The organism is Nesterenkonia aerolata (genome assembly GCF_031470965.1).
Classification (GTDB): domain Bacteria; phylum Actinomycetota; class Actinomycetes; order Actinomycetales; family Micrococcaceae; genus Nesterenkonia; species Nesterenkonia aerolata.
The window spans coordinates 433,996-454,248 of the sequence record NZ_JAVKGR010000001.1; the positions used below are offsets into that span (position 1 = coordinate 433,996).

General features: G+C 68.6%; 22 protein-coding genes. 13 read left to right on the plus strand and 9 right to left on the minus strand.

Annotated elements, in window-relative coordinates; genetic code table 11:
• Positions 1–21: 21 nt before the first annotated feature.
• From RIL96_RS01955 to RIL96_RS01965, 3 genes are all read left to right on the plus strand, one after another.
• Positions 22–1,302, plus strand: coding sequence for an aspartate kinase (locus RIL96_RS01955; RefSeq protein ID WP_310547307.1), 1,281 nt, complete (start codon positions 22–24; stop codon positions 1,300–1,302).
• An 88-nt stretch (positions 1,303–1,390) separates the two neighbouring features.
• Positions 1,391–2,335, plus strand: a complete 945-nt coding sequence (locus RIL96_RS01960; protein WP_374761819.1) for a 3-methyladenine DNA glycosylase — start codon at positions 1,391–1,393, stop codon at positions 2,333–2,335.
• Between the two features lie 114 nt (positions 2,336–2,449).
• A complete protein-coding gene (locus tag RIL96_RS01965) occupies positions 2,450–4,048 on the plus strand; it encodes an HNH endonuclease signature motif containing protein (RefSeq protein ID WP_310547309.1) in 1,599 nt (532 codons plus the stop codon).
• Between the two features lie 34 nt (positions 4,049–4,082).
• Here RIL96_RS01965 and RIL96_RS01970 read toward each other — a convergent pair whose 3' ends face one another.
• From RIL96_RS01970 to RIL96_RS01985, 4 genes are all read right to left on the minus strand, one after another.
• Positions 4,083–4,790: an NADPH-dependent F420 reductase gene (locus tag RIL96_RS01970; protein WP_310547310.1), complete on the minus strand. Its 708-nt coding sequence runs from the start codon at positions 4,788–4,790 to the stop codon at positions 4,083–4,085.
• A 97-nt stretch (positions 4,791–4,887) separates the two neighbouring features.
• On the minus strand, positions 4,888–5,874 hold the full coding sequence (locus RIL96_RS01975) for a phosphatidate cytidylyltransferase (RefSeq protein WP_310547311.1): 987 nt from the start codon (positions 5,872–5,874) through the stop codon (positions 4,888–4,890).
• Complete coding sequence (locus RIL96_RS01980; RefSeq protein WP_310547312.1) at positions 5,874–6,503, minus strand: lysophospholipid acyltransferase family protein; 630 nt, start codon at positions 6,501–6,503, stop codon at positions 5,874–5,876. The genes RIL96_RS01975 and RIL96_RS01980 overlap by 1 nt, the downstream gene beginning before the upstream one ends.
• On the minus strand, positions 6,500–7,207 hold the full coding sequence (locus RIL96_RS01985; RefSeq protein ID WP_310547313.1) for a CDP-alcohol phosphatidyltransferase family protein: 708 nt from the start codon (positions 7,205–7,207) through the stop codon (positions 6,500–6,502). Before RIL96_RS01985 ends, RIL96_RS01980 begins: the two co-directional genes overlap by 4 nt.
• 191 nt (positions 7,208–7,398) lie before the next feature.
• On the opposite strand from RIL96_RS01985, the gene RIL96_RS01990 reads away from it, so the two are divergent.
• Positions 7,399–8,013 (plus strand): hypothetical protein, encoded by a 615-nt coding sequence (locus RIL96_RS01990; protein ID WP_310547314.1) that lies wholly within the window; start codon positions 7,399–7,401, stop codon positions 8,011–8,013.
• Here RIL96_RS01990 and RIL96_RS01995 read toward each other — a convergent pair.
• The gene (locus tag RIL96_RS01995) at positions 7,988–8,599 is read right to left on the minus strand and encodes a LysE family translocator (protein ID WP_310547315.1); all 612 of its coding nucleotides are present in this window, start codon (positions 8,597–8,599) and stop codon (positions 7,988–7,990) included. The two genes, RIL96_RS01990 and RIL96_RS01995, sit on opposite strands and share 26 nt — an antisense overlap.
• A gap of 251 nt (positions 8,600–8,850) precedes the next feature.
• Here RIL96_RS01995 and purS point away from each other — a divergent pair, with 251 nt between their 5' ends.
• Genes purS through RIL96_RS02015 form a run of 4 tightly spaced genes read left to right on the plus strand, consistent with a single transcriptional unit; the run spans position 8,851 to position 13,259 of the window.
• On the plus strand, positions 8,851–9,105 hold the full coding sequence (gene purS / locus RIL96_RS02000; RefSeq protein WP_310547316.1) for a phosphoribosylformylglycinamidine synthase subunit PurS: 255 nt from the start codon (positions 8,851–8,853) through the stop codon (positions 9,103–9,105).
• A gap of 2 nt (positions 9,106–9,107) precedes the next feature.
• Positions 9,108–9,905, plus strand: a complete 798-nt coding sequence (gene purQ, locus RIL96_RS02005) for a phosphoribosylformylglycinamidine synthase subunit PurQ (protein ID WP_310547317.1) — start codon at positions 9,108–9,110, stop codon at positions 9,903–9,905.
• On the plus strand, positions 9,902–12,250 hold the full coding sequence (gene purL, locus RIL96_RS02010) for a phosphoribosylformylglycinamidine synthase subunit PurL (RefSeq protein ID WP_310547318.1): 2,349 nt from the start codon (positions 9,902–9,904) through the stop codon (positions 12,248–12,250). Before purQ ends, purL begins: the two co-directional genes overlap by 4 nt.
• A 28-nt stretch (positions 12,251–12,278) precedes the next feature.
• Complete coding sequence (locus tag RIL96_RS02015; protein ID WP_310547319.1) at positions 12,279–13,259, plus strand: MsnO8 family LLM class oxidoreductase; 981 nt, start codon at positions 12,279–12,281, stop codon at positions 13,257–13,259.
• 41 nt (positions 13,260–13,300) lie between these two features.
• Here RIL96_RS02015 and RIL96_RS02020 read toward each other — a convergent pair whose 3' ends face one another.
• The 4 genes from RIL96_RS02020 to RIL96_RS02035 form a co-directional block, all read right to left on the minus strand.
• Positions 13,301–13,858 carry an OsmC family protein gene (locus RIL96_RS02020; RefSeq protein ID WP_310547320.1) on the minus strand — a complete coding sequence of 186 codons (558 nt, stop codon included), beginning with the start codon at positions 13,856–13,858 and terminating at the stop codon, positions 13,301–13,303.
• Positions 13,859–13,928: 70 nt separating this feature from the next.
• Positions 13,929–14,879 (minus strand): AEC family transporter, encoded by a 951-nt coding sequence (locus tag RIL96_RS02025; protein WP_310547321.1) that lies wholly within the window; start codon positions 14,877–14,879, stop codon positions 13,929–13,931.
• Positions 14,880–14,944: 65 nt separating this feature from the next.
• The gene (locus RIL96_RS02030; RefSeq protein WP_310547322.1) at positions 14,945–15,178 is read right to left on the minus strand and encodes a hypothetical protein; all 234 of its coding nucleotides are present in this window, start codon (positions 15,176–15,178) and stop codon (positions 14,945–14,947) included.
• 36 nt (positions 15,179–15,214) lie between these two features.
• A complete protein-coding gene (locus RIL96_RS02035) occupies positions 15,215–15,820 on the minus strand; it encodes a TetR family transcriptional regulator (RefSeq protein ID WP_310547323.1) in 606 nt (201 codons plus the stop codon).
• An 84-nt stretch (positions 15,821–15,904) separates the two neighbouring features.
• On the opposite strand from RIL96_RS02035, the gene RIL96_RS02040 reads away from it, so the two are divergent.
• From RIL96_RS02040 to RIL96_RS02060, 5 genes are read left to right on the plus strand one after another with little or no spacing between them, the layout of a single operon-like run.
• Positions 15,905–16,567, plus strand: a complete 663-nt coding sequence (locus tag RIL96_RS02040) for a biotin transporter BioY (RefSeq protein ID WP_310547324.1) — start codon at positions 15,905–15,907, stop codon at positions 16,565–16,567.
• Positions 16,567–17,745, plus strand: coding sequence for an ANL family adenylate-forming protein (locus tag RIL96_RS02045; RefSeq protein ID WP_310547325.1), 1,179 nt, complete (start codon positions 16,567–16,569; stop codon positions 17,743–17,745). Before RIL96_RS02040 ends, RIL96_RS02045 begins: the two co-directional genes overlap by 1 nt.
• Positions 17,742–18,938, plus strand: coding sequence for an acetyl-CoA C-acyltransferase (locus tag RIL96_RS02050; protein ID WP_310547326.1), 1,197 nt, complete (start codon positions 17,742–17,744; stop codon positions 18,936–18,938). The genes RIL96_RS02045 and RIL96_RS02050 overlap by 4 nt, the downstream gene beginning before the upstream one ends.
• Complete coding sequence (locus RIL96_RS02055; protein WP_310547327.1) at positions 18,935–19,630, plus strand: energy-coupling factor ABC transporter ATP-binding protein; 696 nt, start codon at positions 18,935–18,937, stop codon at positions 19,628–19,630. The genes RIL96_RS02050 and RIL96_RS02055 overlap by 4 nt, the downstream gene beginning before the upstream one ends.
• A gap of 7 nt (positions 19,631–19,637) precedes the next feature.
• Positions 19,638–20,237 (plus strand): energy-coupling factor transporter transmembrane component T family protein, encoded by a 600-nt coding sequence (locus RIL96_RS02060; protein ID WP_310547328.1) that lies wholly within the window; start codon positions 19,638–19,640, stop codon positions 20,235–20,237.
• Positions 20,238–20,253: the final 16 nt, after the last annotated feature.

The window sequence follows — 20,253 nt, forward strand, 5'->3', positions numbered from 1 at the left end:
CACAGGAGTGAGTCAGAGCCGATGAGCCTCATCGTCCAGAAATACGGCGGGTCGTCAGTGGCCGATGCCGAGAGCATCAAGCGCGTGGCGCGCCGCGTGGTCGAGACCAAACGGCAGGGCAACCAGGTCGTCGTCGTGGTCTCGGCCATGGGTGACACCACTGATGATCTGCTCGACCTGGCCGCGGACATCACCGATCATCCTCAGGACCGGGAGATGGACATCCTGCTGTCCTCCGGCGAGCGCATGTCGATGGCGCTGCTGGCCATGGCGATCAACCAGTTGGGTGAGACCGCCCAGTCCTTCACCGGTTCCCAGGCGGGGATGATCACCGACGCCATCCACGGCAAGGCACGGCTGATCGAGGTCAACCCGAACCGTGTGCATGAGTCCCTGGATTCCGGGCATATCGGCATCGTCGCCGGTTTCCAGGGGATGAGCCGGGAGTCGAAGGACATCACCACGATGGGCCGCGGCGGCTCCGACACCACGGCGGTGGCGCTGGCCGCGGCGATGAACGCTGATGTCTGCGAGATCTACACCGACGTCGACGGCGTCTTCACCGCTGACCCGCGTGTGGTCTCCCGTGCACGCAAGATCGACGTCGCCAGCAGCGAGGACATGCTGGAGATGGCGGCCAACGGCTCGAAGGTGCTCCACCTGCGCTCGGTGGAGTACGCCCGCCGTTTCGGCGTGAAGCTGCACGTGCGTTCCTCGTTCAGCGAGAAAGAAGGCACCTGGGTCATCCCCGACCCCGAAGACAAGATCACCATCCAGGAAGGCGAACCCTTGGAACAGCCCATCATCACCGGACTTGCTCATGCCACTGAGGCGCGGATGACGATCGCCGGCATCCCGGACGAGCCGGGACGGGCGGCGGCAATCTTCAACGTGGTCGCCGAGGTCGGCACCAACATCGACATGATCGTTCAGGATGTCTCGGATGAGACGAAGAAGACCAACATCTCCTTCACTCTGCCCAGCGACGACGGCCGGAAGACGCTGGAGGCTCTGGAGGCGCAGAAGGGGGCCATCGGCTTCGAGGACCTGGACTTCACCCCGGAGGTCGGCAAAGTGTCTCTGGTCGGTGGGGGTATGCGTCACCACCCGGGTGTCTCGGCGAAGTTCTTCTCTGCGCTGCGCGACGCCGGCATCAACATCACCCTGATCTCGACCTCTGAGATCCGTGTCTCGGTGATCACGAAGATCGAGGATATGGAGCGTGCTGTCGAGGCGCTGCACACGGCCTTCGGCCTGGACAGCGAAGAGGAAGCGACCGTGTACGCAGGCACTGGTCGCTGAGCAACGCCCCAGACCAGTTCGAGAAACACTCAGGCGGCAGGACCTCTTCTGAGGTCCTGCCGCCTGCGCGTACGGTGCGGGATACGTGATGAGTCTAACGCAGAATACAGAGAGATTTCAGGAAACGGCCACTACCACCGTGTTGCCTGAACGCGAGCACCATGCTCGGCGGACGGCGCATCAGCGGCGTGTGGAGCACTACACGGCCGATTTCCTCGCTCGACGGCATGAGGGACACAAGCATCCGGTCGAGGATTTCCTGTTCACCTACTATTCCCACTCCCCCGGTCAGCTGGCGCGCTGGCATCCCGGTGCCGGTGTGGTGCTCGAAGGCGCCGGAGCCTCTGAACAGGCGCAATGGCGGTTCTATACCCAGGTGGCTGACGGCACGGAGGCCGGTGGGGTGGCTGTCGACGTCGCAGGATTTCTGGCGCAGCGGGAGTCGATGGTGGGGTTCGCCCGGCGGCTGCTCTCCGCGACGGCGGCGAAGCCTGCGCAGCTGGGGTGTTTCGGGCTGCATGAGTGGGCGATGGTGTATCGCTCAGTGCAGCACGGCCAGCGCCATGATCAGGTCCCGCTGCGGCTGGGAGCTGCAGGCACCGATGAGGTGGTGGAGGCGATGAACATCCGCTGCAGCCACTTCGACGCCTACCGGTTCTATACCCCCTCGGCGAAGCCGCTCAATGCGCTGGAGCCCACGCGGCAGAAGCAGGTGGAGATGGAGCAGCCGGGTTGCCTCCATGCCAACATGGACCTCTATAAGTGGGCGTATAAGCTCATCCCCGCAGTCGGGTCCGACCTGCTGATGGACTGCTTCGACCTGGCCTGGCGGATCCGTGAGCTGGACATGCGCGCCTCACCCTATGATCTGCGGGGCTGGGGCTACGAGCCGGTCCGGATCGAGGAGCCCTCCGGACGGGCAGAGTATGCACGGGCCCAGAAAGCGTTCTCCGAGGAGGCGCAGACGCTGCGAGAGCGGATCCTGGCGCAGCTGGATCGGATCGAGGGGCTGGCCCCAGCGAGCAGGGTCTGACATCTCATCCGCGCAGCGATGTCATAGGTCCCCCGTAACGTAGATGGTGATCGGAGAGAACGGTCACCCGAAGCGGCATCGGGCAGATGACGGCGGAGCGGAGGTGAGTGGACGATGACACAGGCAGACGAAGGGCTGGCAGGCAACACCGTGCCCGATCCTGACTCCCCTCATCTGGAGGCCCTGAATGCTGCGACGGTCGAAAGGCGCCGCGCCGAAGCCCGCGGCTGGGCAGCAATGCTGGCCCACCAGGATCAGAGGGAACGTGAGTTCGCCGTCGAGGGGCTGAGCGGGGAGGCGCTGTCGGTGGCACGCTCCACGGTGCCGGGCGAGATTGCGCGGGTGCTCAACTGCTCCGAGCGGCACGCCGCCGTCTGCCTCTCCACTGCCAGGCAGGTGCGCAGGGACCTGCCCACCACCTGGACGGCGTTCTGCCGGGGACTCCTGGAACGGGCAGCGGTGAGTCGGATCGCCGAGACCGCCGACCACCTGGCGGCAGCGGCCGGGGCAAGCCAACCCGACGTCCTGGAGGCCTTCGACGCCGCAGCGGCCGAGGCCGCGGTCGGTATGACTCTCCCACGCCTCGGACCGTGGCTGAAGCGGTACCTGGCGCGCCTGTCACCGGAGGCTGCGGAACACCGGGCCCAGCAGGCTCGAGCAGACCGTTGGGTCCGGGTGACCCACGGAGATGACGGAATGAGCCTGCTCGAAGCACATCTGCCGACTCTGACCGCAGCCGCCATCGCCCGCCGGCTCTCCGCGGTGGCCCGGTCCACCGACTCGCCCATCCCACACCAGGACGAACGCGGACGCCGCCTCGACGGCGCTGAAGAGCCCCCAGACCACAGCGACGACAGCGTTCTCACCCGTAGCTCCGCAGGCCCCGCCCACAACCCCGGGAACGAGGCATCGGCAGATCCCGAAGGCACAGTGCCGGGTCCATCACAGTCCCGAGCCGGTGGTGACCCGCGCACGCTCGCCCAACGGGAAGCAGACCTGTTCGGCGCCTGGCTGCTCTCGGGCCGGATCGACGGCGTCGAGGTCGATGCGAAGATCGCCGTCATGATCCCGGAGGCCACCCTGCGCGGAGAGTCCGAGGCTCCGGGGCTCGCCGCCGACGGCTCCTACACGTTCTCCGCACAGGAGGCCCGGCGGCTGGCCGCTGGTGGACTGACCGGCCGCGGTGGCAGGCATGACTGGTACGAGGCCCGCTTCCGGCCAGTGCCCCACACTGGGCCCAACACCGAACCCAGCATCCGGCCGATTGACCCCGGTACGGCGTCAGCAGGGCCTGGTGTCATCGGAGACGGGCTCGGCCCCAGCGGCATGGAAGCTGATCTGCTCTCCGTCGTCTCCACCGGGCGAAGTCCCTCGAAACGGCTCCGAGATGCATTGATCTTCCGTGACGGAACCTGCCGCGCACCAGGCTGCACTGTGCCCGCCGAACGGTGCGATCTCGACCACCAGACCCCCTACCCGGCAGGAGCCACCACCGCAGACAACCTATGGGCATTATGCCGACGGCATCACCGGATGAAATCCCACGGCTATCTCAGCCCACCGGCACCACCACCGGATGCCGCATCCCGAATGAACATGACACCGGGAACGAATACAGCGCCCAACACGGATCACATGCCTGAGCTGACTCCGCGCAGGCATACCGTCGATCTCCTCTGGGCAGTCACCCCGCACCGCCGCAGAGCCTCATGAGCCCCCGCTGCACAACACCCTGCCCCGCAGCAGCTCACGCGCCCACAAGCACCCGCGCCTCAGCGAGCAGACGCTCCATCTCGGGTGCGGTGAACTCACCTTCGAAGATCGGCGTGCCGTTCTCGAAGGCGCGGCCTGCAGAGAGCGGACCGGCGTCGACGACGTCGAAGCCCAGACCGTCGACGAAGCCGCCGACCAGCTCTTTGGCGTCCTCGTCGTCACCGGCCATCGCCAGCGCGCGCCGTCTCGGAGTCCCGGCAGGCTTGGCATCGGTCTCGATGAAGCCGTACCCGATGTGGTTGAGGGTCTTGACCAGACGCACCTGCTCACCCAGATGCTCAGCCAACACCTCGGACGTGGAGAGCCCCGCCTCGAACTCCTCGATCCGGCCGTCCACCTCACTCCAGTAGTTGGTCACATCCACCACGATGTGGCCCCGCAGCGTCTCGACGTCGAAGCTGCGATACCGGTGCAGCGGAGCTGCCAGCACGATCAGATCCGCGCCCCGCAGCTCATAGCTGTCCACTGCGGAGGCACCCGGGACGATCACCTCGGTCAGCAGCCGGATCTCCGCGGCTGGGCGCGCGGTGGCGATCTTCACGGTGTGCTCGGCCCGCACGGCCTGACGAGCCACTGCGGTGCCGACCCGCCCCGCGCCGAGCACCCCGATGGTCAGGGCGGTCGTCGTCGAACTGAGCCGGGCGTCGTCGCGCTCAGTGCTGCCGTCTCGGGTGAGGTCCATGGGGTGTCTCCATCTCATCCTGAATGCTTCACATCTTTTCAATTTTGAAACAACAGGACGGTCGGGCGGTTTGTTCCCGGCCCCGCGACGGCGCTCGTCAGGCGAAGAAGAAGCGCACCAGGTGGAAGAACACCGGCGCGGCGAAGCACAGCGAATCCAGCCGATCCATGATCCCGCCGTGGCCGGGGATGATCGCCCCGAAGTCCTTGATCCCCCGGTCGCGTTTGATCGCGCTCATCACCAGTCCCCCGGCCACCCCCATCAGGCAGCAGATCAGCGCCAACCCCGCCGCCTGCCAGGGGGCAAACGGCGTGATCCACCAGAGCCCGGCACCCAGCGCCGTCGCCGTCAGCACGCCGCCGATGAAGCCCTCCCACGTCTTATTCGGGCTCACCGTCGGTGCGATCCGATGCCGGCCCAGCAGCTTGCCCCAGATGTACTGGAAGACGTCACTGCCCTGCACCACCAGCACCAGGAACAACATGAGCAAAGCACCCTCAGCGCCTCCGGAGCCCGGGGCCGATCCCTCAGCGATCTCGCGCCCCTGGGCCATAGACACCGGCAGCTGGAGAATCGCCGGAATATGGCTGATCGTGTAGACGCAGACCATCAGCGCCCACTGGATGGTCGCCGAGCGTTGCAGGAAGTCGCGGCTGTCCCCGGCGATCGCATTGCGCGCGGGCAGGAACAGGAAGGCGTACACCGGGATGAACACGGCGAACATGCCGTACCAGTGCTCCCAGACGAACCAATACTGCAGCGGCGGGATGATGAAGACGAGCCAGATCAGTGCCTTATGATCCCGGCGCGTGGTCGGCGAGATGGTGATGAACTCGCGCAGGGCCAGCCAGGAGAGCACCAGGAACAGCAGCACGGTGACGGTCTCACCGCCGGCGAGCGCGGCCGTGAGCAGCACCGCCATCACCCACCAGGCGGCCACCCGCTGGACCAGGTTCGTGATCAGCTCCGGGTTCCGCTCCCTCATCCGATGGTGCAGAACCCAGGTGACCCCACTGGCGATGACGAGCACCCCGGCGATGCCGAGCAGCAGCCATCCGGCACGTTCATCGAGCAGACCGACCATCAGTGATCTCCCAGCAGCGCCGCCCGGCACCGGGCCAGGAACTCGTCCTTGGTCTCTGCGTCCCCGACGTGCAGCGGCCGGTGGAATGTCACCGAGGACAGATGCGGGACCGGCACGGCCTCACCCTTGGGCAGGATCCGCCCCAGGTTCCCCAATGACACCGGCACGGCGGGGATCACCGGGTTGTGCTGCGCCAAACGGTAGAGGCCGCTGTGGAACGCGGCGAGCTCCTCGCCGTCACCGCGGGTGCCCTCGGGGAAGATGATCAGCGAATCGCCGCCGTCGAGAACCTCGGTCATACCACCGAGCTGCCCGCTCGGACTGGCCCCGGCATCCTGGGAGCCGCCGTGACGGTCCACCAGAAAGGCGTGGAAGACGTTCTCCGCCAGGAGCCGGCGCACCCCGGTATCCCAGTAGTCACGGGCCGCGATGGGCCGCACCCGCTTCTGCAGGCGGGACGGCAGCGCTGACCATAGGGTGATGAAGTCCAGGTGGCTGGTGTGATTGGCGAAGAAGATCGCCTGCTCCGGCAGGTGGGCGGGGTCTACGCTGTCTGCGCCCAGCTGTGCCCCCGAGACGATCGAGACACTGCGGGCCAGCCCGCGACGGAGGAGGTCCGCGGCACTCACGCCTGCTCCCGGCTTCGCAGCGCAGCCGCGATCAGCCGCAGCCGGACCAGCACAGTGGACAGCGAGCCCAGCAGGATCAGGACTACGGCCGCCAATAGCACCGATCCACCGGGGATGCCGAACACCGGTTCCCCCACAGAGAGCAGGCACGCCACGACGAGCACCCACATCCGCAGCGGCTTCGGCAGCGGCCCCTGGAAGAAGTTCCCGACGCCCTGGGCCGCACCGAGCGTGCGGACATAGGCGGTGAGCACCGCCAGCACTGCGGCGATGAAGCCCAGCAGCACGCCGACGTCGTAGACCGGCACTGTGCCGACGGTGATGAGCCCGGCCGTCGCGTAGCCTGCCGCCCCGATGAGCATGGCGTCAGCGATGCGGTCCGGCAGCTCGTTGTAGAGGTCACCGACGGGTGAGTGCATCCCCTTCTCCACGGCGAGCATGCCGTCGAGCATGTTCAGCAGCAGCCGTAGGGGGATGCAGACTGCCGCCATGACGAGGAATCCCGGGCGGAGGTGCTCGGCTACTGCGCCGGAGAGGACCAGTCCGATCGCTGCCGCCGCGGCGAAGAGTACGGAGCCCACGGAGATCTGGTTCGGGGTGACCTCCAGCCGGTACAGTGCCTCGGCGGCACGGCGCGCCCAGCCGGTCGAACGCTGTGGGACCTCTCGACGGTCTGTCCCGCGCGGCTGCCCGGTGTCCCCCATGCTTCGCTCCGTCCTCTGCGGCAGGATCCTGCCGGTGTCCTCACGACCAAGTCCTCTGGTTGTTTCTACCACGATGTGGCTACTGTGAGGGCTGGAGGTGGCCGATGAATCCCAGGACGAGTGCCCGACGAGACCGCGTTCGACGAGGCGGCATCCGACGAGGCGGCACCTGGCGAGCGCGGTCGGCATCGGTGGACCACGCAATCGCCGCGGCCTGGGGATTCGCCGAGGCGACGGCGTTCTTCGTCGTCCCGGACGTCTGGACCTCCTGGGTGGGGCTGCGGCGGCCTCGCCGCGCTGTGCTCACCACGGGCAGTGCCCTGGCCGGGGCACTGGCAGGCGGAGCCGTGATGCACCGGTGGGGTGCGGCCGTCGACGTCGAGCACAGCCGAAAGCTGCTGGCACGGGTGCCGGGGGTCTCCGAACCGATGGTGCGGATGGTCGAGGACGGGCTGCGGGCTCGAGGCCATGCTGCGATGATGGACGGCCCCCGGCAGGGGATCCCGTATAAGCTCTACGCCCGCAGTTCCGGAGCGCTGGGGATGAGTCGGTCAGGTTTCCTGCTGTGGTCGGTTCCAGCGCGGCAGTTGCGTTTCCTTGTGGTGACCCTGGGCGTCAGTGGGATCGCCGCCACGGCCCGGAGGATTCCCGGCGTCGATGAGCGGCTGATCTCCCTGGGATGTGCGGGATGCTGGATCGTGTTCTACACGTGGTTCCTGCGCACTCAGACCAACCGATTCGCCGACGGTGCGCCGGCGGAACCGCACACCGCAGAACCGCTCATTGCAGAGCAACGCGGAGGCTGAGCCCGCCCAGAGCCAGACCAGTGAAGGTGTCCAGGGCACGGCGCACCCGACGGCGCTGCAGCCACTTCGAGGCGCTGTCCACCAGCAGGGCGAGCAGAGTCTGCTGGGCCAGGCCCAGCAGAGGCAAAGTCAGTGCGAGGACACTCAGTGCCCAGAACGGCATAGTCGGCGTCATGAACTGCGGGAACAGCGCGAGGTAGAACATGAGCACCGCAGGGTTGGTGATGTTGGTGATGAACCCTTGACGGAAGCCGCGTGCCCCGGCGTTGGTGCTGCGCAGCTGAGCGGTGTACTGACCCTTCCACGCTGAGCGCAACGCCTGCAGCGCCAGGAACGTCAGGTATGCCACACCGATCCACCGGATGGTCTGCAGCACCGGCTGAGACTGCGCGATCAGGATCCCTAGGCCAGCGGCAGTAAGCACGCCCTGCACCGCAGCCGCAGCGGTGACGCCGAAGGCCGTGGCCACACCGCCGCGGCGTCCCGACATCAGCGAATTCTTCAGCACCACGGCGGTGTCAGAACCGGGGGTGATCACCACGACGGCGGCGATCAGCACAAAGCTCAGGTAAGCAGTCAACTCCACAGAGATGAGTATGACACCGCGCGTGCACGCGCCCAACCCCGCACACCCGGTGACTCTGGAGTTGGTGCCCTTTTGAGCTCAGATTCAGCGTCAAAACGGCACCAACTCCAGAGTCAGCGACGATCTCTGACGACGGATAGACTGAACCGCGCAAGCACGCGGAGCACCGGAACCCGGTGTGAGACGGCACCGACGGCGCGCCGTCGCTCCTCGTGCAGTCAGGCACCCGGAAGAACAGCACAGGAGTCCCCATGCCGCGCATCGTCGTCGAGGTCATGCCCAAACCAGAGATCCTCGACCCGCAGGGCAAAGCCATCGCCTCCGCCCTCCCCCACCTTGGATTCGACGCCTTCGCCGGTGTGCGCCAGGGCCGGCGCTTCGAGCTGACCGTCGAGGGTGACGCCACGGACGAGGTCCTCGCTCAGGCCCGCCGTGCGGCCGAGGAGATGCTCTCCAACCCGGTCATCGAGGACGTCGTCGACGTGCGCGTCGAGGGTGACGCCTGACCATGACGCCAGCAACTCCCCCGACACCGGCAGAGACCCCTCTGATCGGCGACTACACCTCCCCGACCGACGCCCAGGCGCTGAGCGGCGCACGCATCGGCGTGGTCACCTTCCCCGGCACCCTAGATGACCGCGACGCCGCCCGCGCGGTCCGCTTGGCCGGCGGCACCGCCGTCTCCCTGTGGCACGCTGACGATGACCTCGCCGGTGTGGACGCCGTCATCATCCCCGGCGGCTTCTCCTACGGCGACTACCTGCGCGCCGGAGCGATCTCCCGCTTCGCACCGATGATGTCTGCGATCTCCCGCGAAGCCCAGACCGGCGCCCTGCCGGTGCTCGGCATCTGCAACGGCTTCCAGATCCTCACCGAAGCCCACCTGCTGCCCGGCTCGATGATCAAGAACGACCACCTGAAGTTCCGCTGCGCCGACCAGGTGCTCCGCGTGGAGAACACCTCCACCGCGTGGACCTCCCAGTACACCGACGACGAGCTCATCACCGTGGTGCTGAAGAACCAGGACGGCCAGTACGTCGCCGACGAACACACCTTGCAGACGCTCGAGGGCGAGGGCCGCGTGGTGTTCCGCTACGTCGGGGCCAACCCCAACGGCTCGCGCAATGACATCGCCGGGATCACCAACGCGAGGGGCAACGTCGTCGGCCTGATGCCTCACCCTGAGCACGCCGTCGAGGCCGGCTACGGCCCCGATGACGCCGTCGGGATGCGCGCCGGCACCGACGGACTGACCGTCTTCACCTCCGTGATCTCCACCCTGACCACATCCGGAGCCGCCCTGTGAGCACCCCAGAGACCAACGCTCGGACCAGCCCCGCGTTCAACATCGACACCGTCGCCGACGCCGCCGCCACCCCAGACGCCGAACTCCCCTGGGCCGAGCTGGGACTCAAGGCCGAGGAATACGCGCGGATCGTTGAGATCCTGGGCCGCCGCCCCACCGCTGCGGAGTTGGCCATGTACTCAGTCATGTGGTCCGAGCACTGCTCCTATAAGTCCTCCAAAGTGCATCTGCGTCAGTTCGGCGAGAAGGTCACCGAGGAGATGCGGAAGGACCTGATGGTCGGCATCGGCGAGAACGCCGGGGTCACCGATCTCGGCGACGGCTGGGCCGTGACCTTCAAGATCGAGTCCCACAACCACCCCTCCTATGTGGAGCCGTACCAGGGGGCGGCCACCGGCATCGGCGGTATCGTCCGGGACATCATCTCCATGGGTGCCCGGCCCGTCGCGGTGATGGACCCGCTGCGCTTCGGCGATCTCGACCACCCCGACACCGCCCGCGTGCTGCCCGGCGTGGTCTCCGGCATCGGCGGCTACGGCAACTCGCTGGGGCTGCCGAATATCGGTGGTGAGGTCGTCTTCGACTCCGTCTATCAGCAGAACCCACTGGTCAACGCGCTGGCCGTCGGCGTGATGCGCCATGAGGATCTGCGCCTGGCCAATGCCTCGGGCGTGGGCAACAAAGTGGTGCTCTTCGGGGCCCGCACCGGTGGTGACGGCATCGGCGGCGCCTCTGTGCTGGCCTCCGAGTCCTTCGACGATTCCAAGCCCTCGAAGCGCCCGGCCGTGCAGGTCGGTGACCCGTTCTCCGAGAAGGTGCTCATCGAGTGCTGTCTGGAGCTCTTCCACGCCGAGCTGGTCGAGGGCATCCAGGATCTCGGGGCGGCCGGCATCTCCTGTGCCACCTCCGAGCTGGCCTCCAACGGTGAGGGCGGGATGCACGTGGAGCTCACCGATGTGCTGCTGCGTGACCCGTCGTTGACTCCCGGCGAGATCCTGATGTCGGAGTCGCAGGAACGGATGATGGCGGTGGTCACTCCGGCCAACGCCGCCCGCTTCGAAGAGGTGCTGGGCAAATGGGGCGTCGAGTTCTCCTGGCTGGGCGAGGTGACCGACACCGGCCGGCTGGTGATCGAGTGGGACGGCGAGACCATCGTCGACGTCGACCCGCGCACTGTCGCCCACGACGGCCCCGTCTATGAGCGGCCCTACCACCGGCCCGCCTGGCAGGATGAGCTGCAGGCCGATACGTTCCGGGCCTCGGCGGCCGGCCGGGATCTGCCGCAGACCGGTGAGCAGCTGGGCGCCGCCGTCGTCAAGCTGATGTCCTCGCCGAATATGGCCGACGTCTCCTGGATCACCGATCAGTATGACCGCTTCGTCGGCGGCAACACCGCGCTCTCCCAGCCCGATGACTCCGGAGTGATCCGCGTGGACGAGTCCACCGGGCTCGGAGTGGGCCTGGCCACCGACTGCAACGGCCGCTACGCCTATCTGGACCCCTACGCCGGGGCGCAGCTGGCCCTGGCGGAGGCCTACCGGAACGTGGCGACCTCCGGTGCGGTGCCCAAGGCGGTCTCCGACTGCCTGAACTTCGGCTCCCCGGAGGACCCGGAGATCATGTGGCAGTTCGCGGAGGCGGTCCGCGGGCTGGCCGACGGGTGTCAGCAGCTGGGCATCCCGGTCACCGGCGGCAATGTCTCCCTGTACAACCAGACGGCGGGCCGGGCCATCCATCCCACCCCGGTGGTGGGCGTGCTGGGTGCCTTCGACGACGTCGGCCGCCGGACCCCTTCGGGCTTCGAGCGGTGGGCCGACGGCCAGGCGATCTATCTGCTGGGCGTCACCGGTGACGAGCTGGACGGCTCCGAGTTCGCCCGCGGGCGTGGGCATCTCGGCGGGGTGCCGCCGCAGGTGGACCTGGCGGCGGAGAAGACGCTGGCTGAGATCCTGATCAACGCCTCCCGGGACGGGATGATCGACGCCGCCCATGACCTCTCCGAGGGTGGCCTCGCCCCCGCGCTGGTGGAGATGAGCCTGCGCTTCGGCGTCGGGTCACGGACCGCGCTGGACGGGCTGTGCGAGCGCGACGGCATCGACATGTTCACCGCGCTGTTCAGCGAGTCCCAGGCTCGCGCGCTGGTCGCGCTGCCGCGCTCCGAGGAGGTGCGGTTCACGGATATGACCACCGCACGCAGGTTCCCCGCCATCCGGCTGGGTGTGGTGGATGCGCAGTCCGGGACGATCGAGGTCTCCGGCCCGGCGGAGGGCTCAGGCTTCACCCTCGGCATCGACGAGGTCCGTGAGGCGTGGTCGGCGACGATCCCCGCCCGGTTCGCGGGCTGACGGGATCTGCGGGTGAGAGACTGGTGGGGTGCGCATCTCACTGTTGGACCGCATCCGCACCCATGAGGGTGAGTCCGACGCCGACGCCCTGAGCTGGTCGATCGAACGTGCCCGGCGTGCCGAGCAGCTGGGTTTCCACCGGTACTGGGTGGCGGAACACCACGGGGTGCCGGGCGTCGTCGGCGGGGCCCCGCTGCTGATGCTCGCCGCCCTCGGCGCGCACACCACGCGGATCCGGCTGGGCAGCGGCGGTGTCATGCTGCCCAACCATGCCCCGCTGGTCGTCGCCGAGCAGGCGCTGATGCTCGAATCCCTCTATCCGGGGCGCATCGATCTGGGCTTAGGGTCTTCGCTGGGCTATACCGCCCCGGTGCGGCGCGCCTTGGGCCGTACCGATCTCGCCGAGGGTGAGTATCGGCAGTTGGTTCAGCAGGTGTTAGACCACTTCTCCGGTGCAGCAGATGTCACCGCTCGGCCTCAGGTGTCCTCCCCGCCTCCGGTGTTCCAGCTGGCCACAGGGGACGGTCTGCAACTGGCCGCTGAGCTGGGGCTCCCGGCCGTCGTCGGGGGTCCATTGCTGAAGCAGCCTCAACGGCTGCGGGAGTACACCGAACGATTCCGTCCCGGCCCGCACGGTGCAGCGCCGCAGCTCATCCTCTTCGCCGAGGTGGTGGTGGCCGATTCCGCCGAGCAGGCGCGCAGACTGCTCCTGTCTGAAGCCTGGGCCCTGGCCGACTCCCGCGATGTCGGCGAGTTCCGTGCGTTGCGCCCCGTCGAGGACGTCGAAGCTCTCCTGGAGGGGCCCGTCACCCCGCGCAAGCGGGACAGCATCACCCGTACGCTCGATTCCGCGGTGTCGGGCACCGCAGAGCAGGTCGGCGAGCAGCTGTCGCGTATGGCCCAGGCGGCCGGGGCCGATGAGGTGATGGCCTGGACCAGCATCTGGAACCGTGAGCAGCTCGCCGCCTCCGACCGAGGACTCGCCGAGGCCGTGGCCGCCCTACGCTGAGCCGCTCGCGCTGCAGCCGTCCCTGATCCGCGAATGTGGGTTCAGTCAGTGGTGGCCTCAGCTTGGGTGTCAGTGCTGGCGTCGGTACTGACATCGGTACTGACATCGGTGCTGAACTCGATGGGCTCACCGTGCTCCACAGTGCGGGAGACGGTGCAGTGCTTATCGTGGGAGAGCTGGACGAGTCGGTCCACCATGCCGGCGGCCTGACGCCCGGCCTCATCGTCGGGAAAGGACAGCCCGAAGCGCAGCCGGAGGTCAGCCAGCCGGGAGGCGCCGTTCTCCTCCACCTTGCGGCCCTCCGCCGTCACCCGGAAGTCGCTGAACTCAGTCCGCCGGGAGGCCACAGTATCCACGTCGATCGAGGAGCAGCCCGCGACGGCGGCGAGGAGCAGCTCCACGGGGCTGAGCAGCCCCTCCCCGCGTCCGAAGTCGAGCTCGACTCCGGCGGCGTTGCGGACACGGTAGTGGTTCGTGCCCACCCGTCTGAGCTCGACCTGATGGGTCGGGGCCTGAGCCGTGAAATCGGCGGTGGAGTCGGCAGTGGAGTCTGTGCTGGAATCTGCGGGCGTCTGGTCAGAGTGCTGTGATGCGTCCATGCCTCGATCTTCGCATCCACCGTCACATCCGCTCTGACACCCGCGCCTCCTCGCCCACGCGCCGCCTCACTCACGCGGCAAGCACGAACGCCAGCGGGATCAGACCCACCGACAGCACCGTGGTGACGAAGATCGTCGCCGCGCCGAAGGGACCGTGGCCGTCATAAGCGTGGGCGAGCAGGTACGCCGTCGTCGACGTCGGCATCACCGCCAGCAGCACCAGCACCAGCGTGGACTCCCGGTCCAGTCCGGTCAGCACTGCCGCGCCCCAGGTCAGCGACGGCAGCAGGAGCATCTTCACCGCCGTGGCCACAGTGAGCGCACCCAACGGCACTGCGCCCGAGCGCAGGCCGACCAGTGCATGGTGCAGGGCCAGTCCGACGGCGAAGAGCGCCACCGGCACGGCTGCCCCGGCCAGCAGTTCGACGGCCTCATCCACCGGTCCGGGCAGGCTCCAGGGCACGGCGGCGACCGCCAGACCGGCGAAGATGCTCAGCGCCACCGGGTTGAGCAGCAACGCCGAGACCACAGTCCGCCGCACCCGTGCCATCACGGACTCCCCCTGAGCACCGGCGCCGGCCTCGGCAAGCAGGGGGTAGCCGATCATGAAGACCAGATTATGCAGCAGCTGCCCGACGCCGACCGCGAGCGCCGCCTCGGCCCCGAGCAGGCTGATCCCGATGGGAACACCCAGGTAGCCGACATTGCCGTACCCGCCGGTCAGCGCCAGCGGCCCGGCCAGTCGCCGCCTCCGCAGGTTCGGCACGGCCCGGGCGATGAGCAGCACGGCGGCGGAGACAGCGGTCGGCACCAGCAACGCGATGAGCAGGAACGGCAGCGGGAGCCCGCGGTCCAGTGAGGCTCCGGCCACCGCGCTGAACAGGAAGGCCGGCAGGGCGAAATGCAGGACGAAGACGTTGAGACCGGACTCGGCGGCGGAGAATCGCGGCAGGAACCCGGCGGCGAAGCCCACAAGAATCATCGCCGTCAGCGGCGCGATCGTCACCAGCACATCGGTCATCGCCGACTACTCTAGTCGGCTGCTCTAGTCGGCCACGTCATCCGCCCCGCACCGCAGAGCTCGGTTCAGCCCGGCCCACCTGAACCGCGCCGACCGGCGGCATCCTGGCCGGTGACGTGGTTCTCGCTGACGCTCTGCAGCAGTCGCAGCACTCCGTAGCCCAGCGCTGTGAACACCAAAGCTGCGAGCAGGTAGTTCCGTCCCGCTTCGGTGATCGTGCCGACTTGGTGCAGTCCGAAGACCAGCAGCACGACGAAGCCCAGCGGGATGATCAACAGTGTGCCGAATCGAAACGGCATGGCGGCACCTCCGTTCTGGAGCCTGCACGGATCAGTCTATGACCGTCTCAGAAGCATCTCCAGCATCTGCGGGAATCCGACCTCGGCATCTGAGGCCCCCAGCTGCGCGCCGAGCTCCACGCCCAGCGCGGCCGCCTGGCGTCGCTGCTGGATGACGGTGGTCGCACCCAGCAGCAGGGCGCAGACCGACTCCACGAGCACCGGGTCTGCCTGATCATCACCGTCTTGCTCCGCGGCCTGACGGATCGAGGTTCTCAGGATCTGCCCTCCGATCCCCAGCGCCACAGTGGACGCCACGACTTCGGCTCCGTCCCGATGGGCGAGCATGGCCTCGTGGAAGGCCAGAGCCCTGGCACGGACGTCACGACGCAGGTCCCCGCTGAGCGGACAGGAGACGGCGCCGTCGAGGATCTGATCGGCCACAGCGGCCAGCAGCCGCTGCTTATTGGGCACATGCCAGTACAGCGCGCTGGGCCGCACCTCCAGGGCGGCGGCCACTCGGCGCATGGAGAGGTCCGCGAGGCCGTACTCGTTGAGGATCTCCACAGCCGCCGTGACGACGTCCCGGTAGGTATTCCGTGATCCCGTCGGCACCACGCTGTGATCGTGCGCCGGGCTGGAATTGGGCGGGGAGGCGGGCATGGGTCTACGATATCCACGATGACAACCTGAACACCGTTCAGGTGAGGCACCTCAACGTTCACCCACCCGCTCCTGGAAGGCCCGATGGAGAACCCCACTACCGGCACCGACGCCGCACAATCAGGCCCCGCACAGTCCGACGCCGCCCAGCCAACCAGCCCTGCCGCGCACCACCGACCCCGGCGCGGCCCCTCAGCGAGCCGTGGTCTGGCACAGATCGCCGTCTTCGCCGCGCTCATCGCCGTCCTCGGCCTGCCCGGCAGCATCCCTCTGCCCGGCCTCGTCCCGATCACCGCGCAGACCCTGGGCGTCATGCTCGCCGGTGCCGTACTCGGCCCCTGGCGCGGCGCGGCCTCCCTCACTCTCTTCCTCGGCCTGGTCGCCATGGGCCTGCCGCTGCTCTCCGGCGGTCGCGGTGGCCTGGGCGCCTTCGTCGGGCCCAGTGCCGGGTTCCTGATCGCCTGGGTCCTCGGGGCCCTGGTGGTGGGGCTCGTCGTCCACGCCGGGGCGTCCCGCGGCGGCCTGCGCCCGACGTGGCTGAAGGTCTTCCTCGGCTCGCTGCTCGGCGGCGTCCTCGTCATCTATCTCGTCGGCATTCCGGTGCAGTCGCTGGTCACCGGCCTGAGCCTGCGGGAGGCCACCATCATGTCAGCGGCGTTCCTCCCCGGTGACCTGATCAAGGCAGTGTTGGCCGCGGTGTTGACGATGGCCCTGTGGAAGGCCTACCCCCGGGCGTTCACCGGCTGATGATCACCCCCATCCGCGAGGCCGACCACCGCACCGCCCTGCGTGCGGGGCTGCGCGCCCGAGCTGCCGGCGAGGTCCCGCTCATCGGTGATGAGCGCTGGTCGGCGCAGCATTGGGCGCAGATCCTCAACGACATCGCCGATCGCGAGCTGCCCGAGGGAACTGCCTGGGCCACATTCACTTCAGGGTCGGCTGCTCGGCCGCGCGTGGTGCTGCGCAGCGCCGCCTCCTGGGAGGTGTCCTTTGCGACCGTCGATGCACTCTACGGACTCGCCGCCAAAGGTTCTGAGCGTGATGCAGTACTGATTCCGGTACACCCGGTCTCCTCGATGGCTGTCTACGCCGCCGCCCACGCCCAGTGGCGCGGCATGGAGTTCACCACTGCCGCCGGCCACCGGCTGCAGGCCGAAGACCTCGACGGCCCCACGCTGATGCACGGCACTCCGTGGCATCTGCGGGAACTGGTGGATCTGATGGAGGCCGGTGCCCGCTGCAGCATCGGCAGCGTGCTGATCGGCGGAGCCGCCCTGGACCCTGCGCTCACCGCGCGGGCACGGGCGCTCGGGCTGCGCACCGTGTCCTATTTCGGCGCCGCCGAGCTGTCTTTGGTCGCTGCCGATACCGGCAGCGGGATGCGCGCAGTGGACGGGGTGGAGCTGCAGATCTGCGACGGCGTGCTGTGGGTGCGGACCCCGCAGCTGGCACTGACCACCCTCGGCGACGGCGGCTCGTGGCGCCGTCAACAGGGCTGGGCCAGTGTCGGCGACCGCGCTGAGCTGACTGAGGACGGCACGCTGCACCTGCACGGCCGTGACGATGATGCCGTCCTCACCGCGGGTGCCACTGTGGTCCCGGCTGACGTCGAAGCGGTGATCGCGGCGTTCGAGACGGTCGAGGCGGTGCTCGTGCTCGGCGAGCCGGACCCTCTGCTGGGTCAGCGCCTCGTCGCCTATGTGAAGCCTCGTGGCAGCACCGGCGCACATGACACCCCGGATCACGAGGCACTGGATCACACTGCTCTCATCCGTGCGGTGCGCGCCCAGCTGGCACCGGCGCAGTGGCCGCGGCACTGGCGGATCGTCGAGCATCTGCCGCGCACCGGCTCCGGTAAAGTGCGACGCCTGAGTCCCGAAGAGGCCGCCGCCCTGCCGCGGCGGGAGAGGAGCCGGTCACGATGACCGAAGTGGTGATCGCCGCGGGAGTGCGCACACCCTTCACCGGGCGTTCCCGGGCCCTGGGCGAGGTGGATGAGGCCCAGCTCGCCGCCGCAGCGGTGAACGAAGCAGCGCGCCGCGCGGCATGGACTCCTGAGGCCGTCATCCTGGGCAGCTGCATCGGACCGGGCGGCAATGTGGGGCGCCGGGCCGCCTTGGCGGCAGGGCTCGGCATGCAGACGCCGGGCTGGTCCGTAGACGCCCAGTGCGGCTCCGGCATGGTGGCCGTACAGCAGGGCATCGCCCACGTGGCGGTCACGGGAAGTGCCGTCTGCGCCGGCGGAGTGGAGAGCCCCTCCACCGCCCCGACCCGCAGCCTGCACGGTGTGCCCTACGCTCGGGCACCCTTCACCCCTGAGGGGTACGCAGATCCTGACATGCTGGAAGCCGCCGATGAGCTGGCCCGGCGCCGCGGCATCAGCCGGCAACGTCAGGAGCACTACGCACTGCGCAGCCACGAGCTGGCCCGGCACCAGGTAGATCTCCTGGCCGCCGAGCGAGTCAGCGTCCCCCGGACAACAGGCCCCACCAGTGCCGAGCAACCCGATCCCGTCCGGGATGACGACGGCCCCCGGCCGATGGCTCCGCAGCTCCTCGCCCGATTCCCCACGCTGCGTGAGAGCCCCGATTTACCACGTACTGGCTCACCGCACAACGGCGCAACAGTCACCGCCGCGACGACGGCGCGGATCGCCGACGGCGCCGCCGCACTGCTGCTGATGCCCGGTTCGCCGCACTCCGGGGAGACGGCCCCGCCGCCCGCTGGCCCGCAGTGGACGGTGCGCAGCGCTGTGACAGTCGGCGGGGACCCCGCCCTCCCCGGGGAGATCCCCGCAGCCGCCATCCGCCGAGCCTGTCAGCAGGCGGGCCTCGGTGTGGATGACCTGGCCGCCGTGGAACTCGTGGAAGCCTTCTCCGCCCAGGTGCTCGCCTGTCTGGATGACCTCGGTCTCGCCGGCGGCGACGAGGTAGACCCCCGGGTCAATGCCGCTGGAGGGGCGCTGGCACTGGGGCACCCGTGGGGTGCCTCGGGGGCCGCCGTCGTCGTGCGGCTGATCCATCGTCTGGCCGCTGCTCCGCTGGGTGCCTACGGTGTCGCCAGCTGCGCGATCGGCGGCGGGATGGCCTCGGCACTGGTGCTGGAGCGCACCGCATGAGCATCGTCTTCGACGCCGTCACGGTCACCGCTGAAGGCCCTGAGGGCACCTCGGTCCTGCTCGATGGGGTCAACTGCACGCTGCAGGCCCCCCGGACGGCGATCATCGGGGAGAACGGCTCCGGGAAGTCCACCATGGCCCGAGCGATCAGCGGCCTGGTGCAGCCCAGCGCAGGGCACATCACCGTCGACGGTCTGGACACTGTGACTGATGTACGTGCGCTGCGCCGCCGGGCGGGGTTCATCTTCGCCAACCCGGGGGCGCAGACCATCATGCCCACGGTCCGAGAGGATGTGGCGCTGACCCTGCGCGGCCGCGGGCTCAGCCGCCGGGAGGTCTCCGAGCGGGTGGAGGCCGCCCTCGCCGCACACCATCTCACCGAGCTGGCCGAGCGCTCCTGCCAGTCCCTGTCCTCCGGGCAGGCGCAGCGGCTGGCGCTGTGTGCCGTCCTGGTGGGTGAGCCCTCGCTGATCCTGGCCGATGAGCCCACCAGTCTGCTGGATCTGCGGCACAGCGAGCTCATCGCCGCCCGGCTGCTGGCCCCAGCCGCCGAACAAGTGGTGCTGGTGACCCATGATCTGGACCTGGTCCGCCGCTGCGATGAGGCCGTCATGGTCTCCGGCGGGCGCCTGGTCCGCCAGGGTCCCCCTGATGAGGTGGTCACCGCCTATGTGGACTCAGTGAGGGGGTGAGGCCCGCGTGATCTCCCTGTACCTGCCCGGGCGCAGCCTGATCCACCGCGCACCGCCGGCGCTGAAGCTGGCGGTGCTGACCGCAGTGGCACTGACGCTCTCCTTCGCCCCGGCCTCCTGGTGGACGGTGGCGGTCTGCCTCGCCGCCCCGGCGCTGGCGTTTCTGCTCGCCGGGATCGGGCCCGGCACAGTGTGGCAGGATCTGCGGCAGCTCGTCCCGCTGCTGGTGATCCTCGCCGTCGGGCAGCTGATCTTCCTCGATCTGCTCTCTGCGGCGACGAACACCGCCCGAGTCCTCTCGATCATCCTGCTCGCCCAGTGCATCACCCGCACCACCCCGATGACGGCAATGGTGGAGACGGCCGAGCGGTTCCTGGCCCCGCTGCGCCGGTTCGGGGTGCGCCCGGAGCGCATCGGACTGGCGATGGGCCTGGTGCTCACCGCCATCGGGCAGCTCAGCTCCTTCGTCTCTGACGTCCGCGATGCCCAGCGCAGCCGCGGGGTGCGGCTGCCGCCGTGGTCCTGGGTGGTGCCGGTGCTGGTGCTCGCGCTGCGCTATGCCGATGACGTCGGCGATGCTCTGGAGGCCCGCGGCCAGGGTGGATGATTCCTGACCGGCCCGG

Bases quoted from the DNA above. Each gene is read 5' to 3' on its own strand.
- RIL96_RS01955 (WP_310547307.1), top strand. From the start codon at position 22: ATGAGCCTCATCGTCCAGAAATACGGCGGGTCGTCAGTGGCCGATGCC.
- RIL96_RS01960 (WP_374761819.1), top strand. From the start codon at position 1,391: ATGAGTCTAACGCAGAATACAGAGAGATTTCAGGAAACGGCCACTACC.
- RIL96_RS01965 (WP_310547309.1), top strand. From the start codon at position 2,450: ATGACACAGGCAGACGAAGGGCTGGCAGGCAACACCGTGCCCGATCCT.
- RIL96_RS01970 (WP_310547310.1), bottom strand. From the start codon at position 4,790: ATGGACCTCACCCGAGACGGCAGCACTGAGCGCGACGACGCCCGGCTC.
- RIL96_RS01975 (WP_310547311.1), bottom strand. From the start codon at position 5,874: ATGGTCGGTCTGCTCGATGAACGTGCCGGATGGCTGCTGCTCGGCATC.
- RIL96_RS01985 (WP_310547313.1), bottom strand. From the start codon at position 7,207: ATGGGGGACACCGGGCAGCCGCGCGGGACAGACCGTCGAGAGGTCCCA.
- purS (WP_310547316.1), top strand. From the start codon at position 8,851: ATGCCGCGCATCGTCGTCGAGGTCATGCCCAAACCAGAGATCCTCGAC.
- purQ (WP_310547317.1), top strand. From the start codon at position 9,108: ATGACGCCAGCAACTCCCCCGACACCGGCAGAGACCCCTCTGATCGGC.
- RIL96_RS02020 (WP_310547320.1), bottom strand. From the start codon at position 13,858: ATGGACGCATCACAGCACTCTGACCAGACGCCCGCAGATTCCAGCACA.
- RIL96_RS02025 (WP_310547321.1), bottom strand. From the start codon at position 14,879: ATGACCGATGTGCTGGTGACGATCGCGCCGCTGACGGCGATGATTCTT.
- RIL96_RS02030 (WP_310547322.1), bottom strand. From the start codon at position 15,178: ATGCCGTTTCGATTCGGCACACTGTTGATCATCCCGCTGGGCTTCGTC.
- RIL96_RS02035 (WP_310547323.1), bottom strand. From the start codon at position 15,820: ATGCCCGCCTCCCCGCCCAATTCCAGCCCGGCGCACGATCACAGCGTG.
- RIL96_RS02040 (WP_310547324.1), top strand. From the start codon at position 15,905: ATGGAGAACCCCACTACCGGCACCGACGCCGCACAATCAGGCCCCGCA.
- RIL96_RS02045 (WP_310547325.1), top strand. From the start codon at position 16,567: ATGATCACCCCCATCCGCGAGGCCGACCACCGCACCGCCCTGCGTGCG.
- RIL96_RS02050 (WP_310547326.1), top strand. From the start codon at position 17,742: ATGACCGAAGTGGTGATCGCCGCGGGAGTGCGCACACCCTTCACCGGG.
- RIL96_RS02055 (WP_310547327.1), top strand. From the start codon at position 18,935: ATGAGCATCGTCTTCGACGCCGTCACGGTCACCGCTGAAGGCCCTGAG.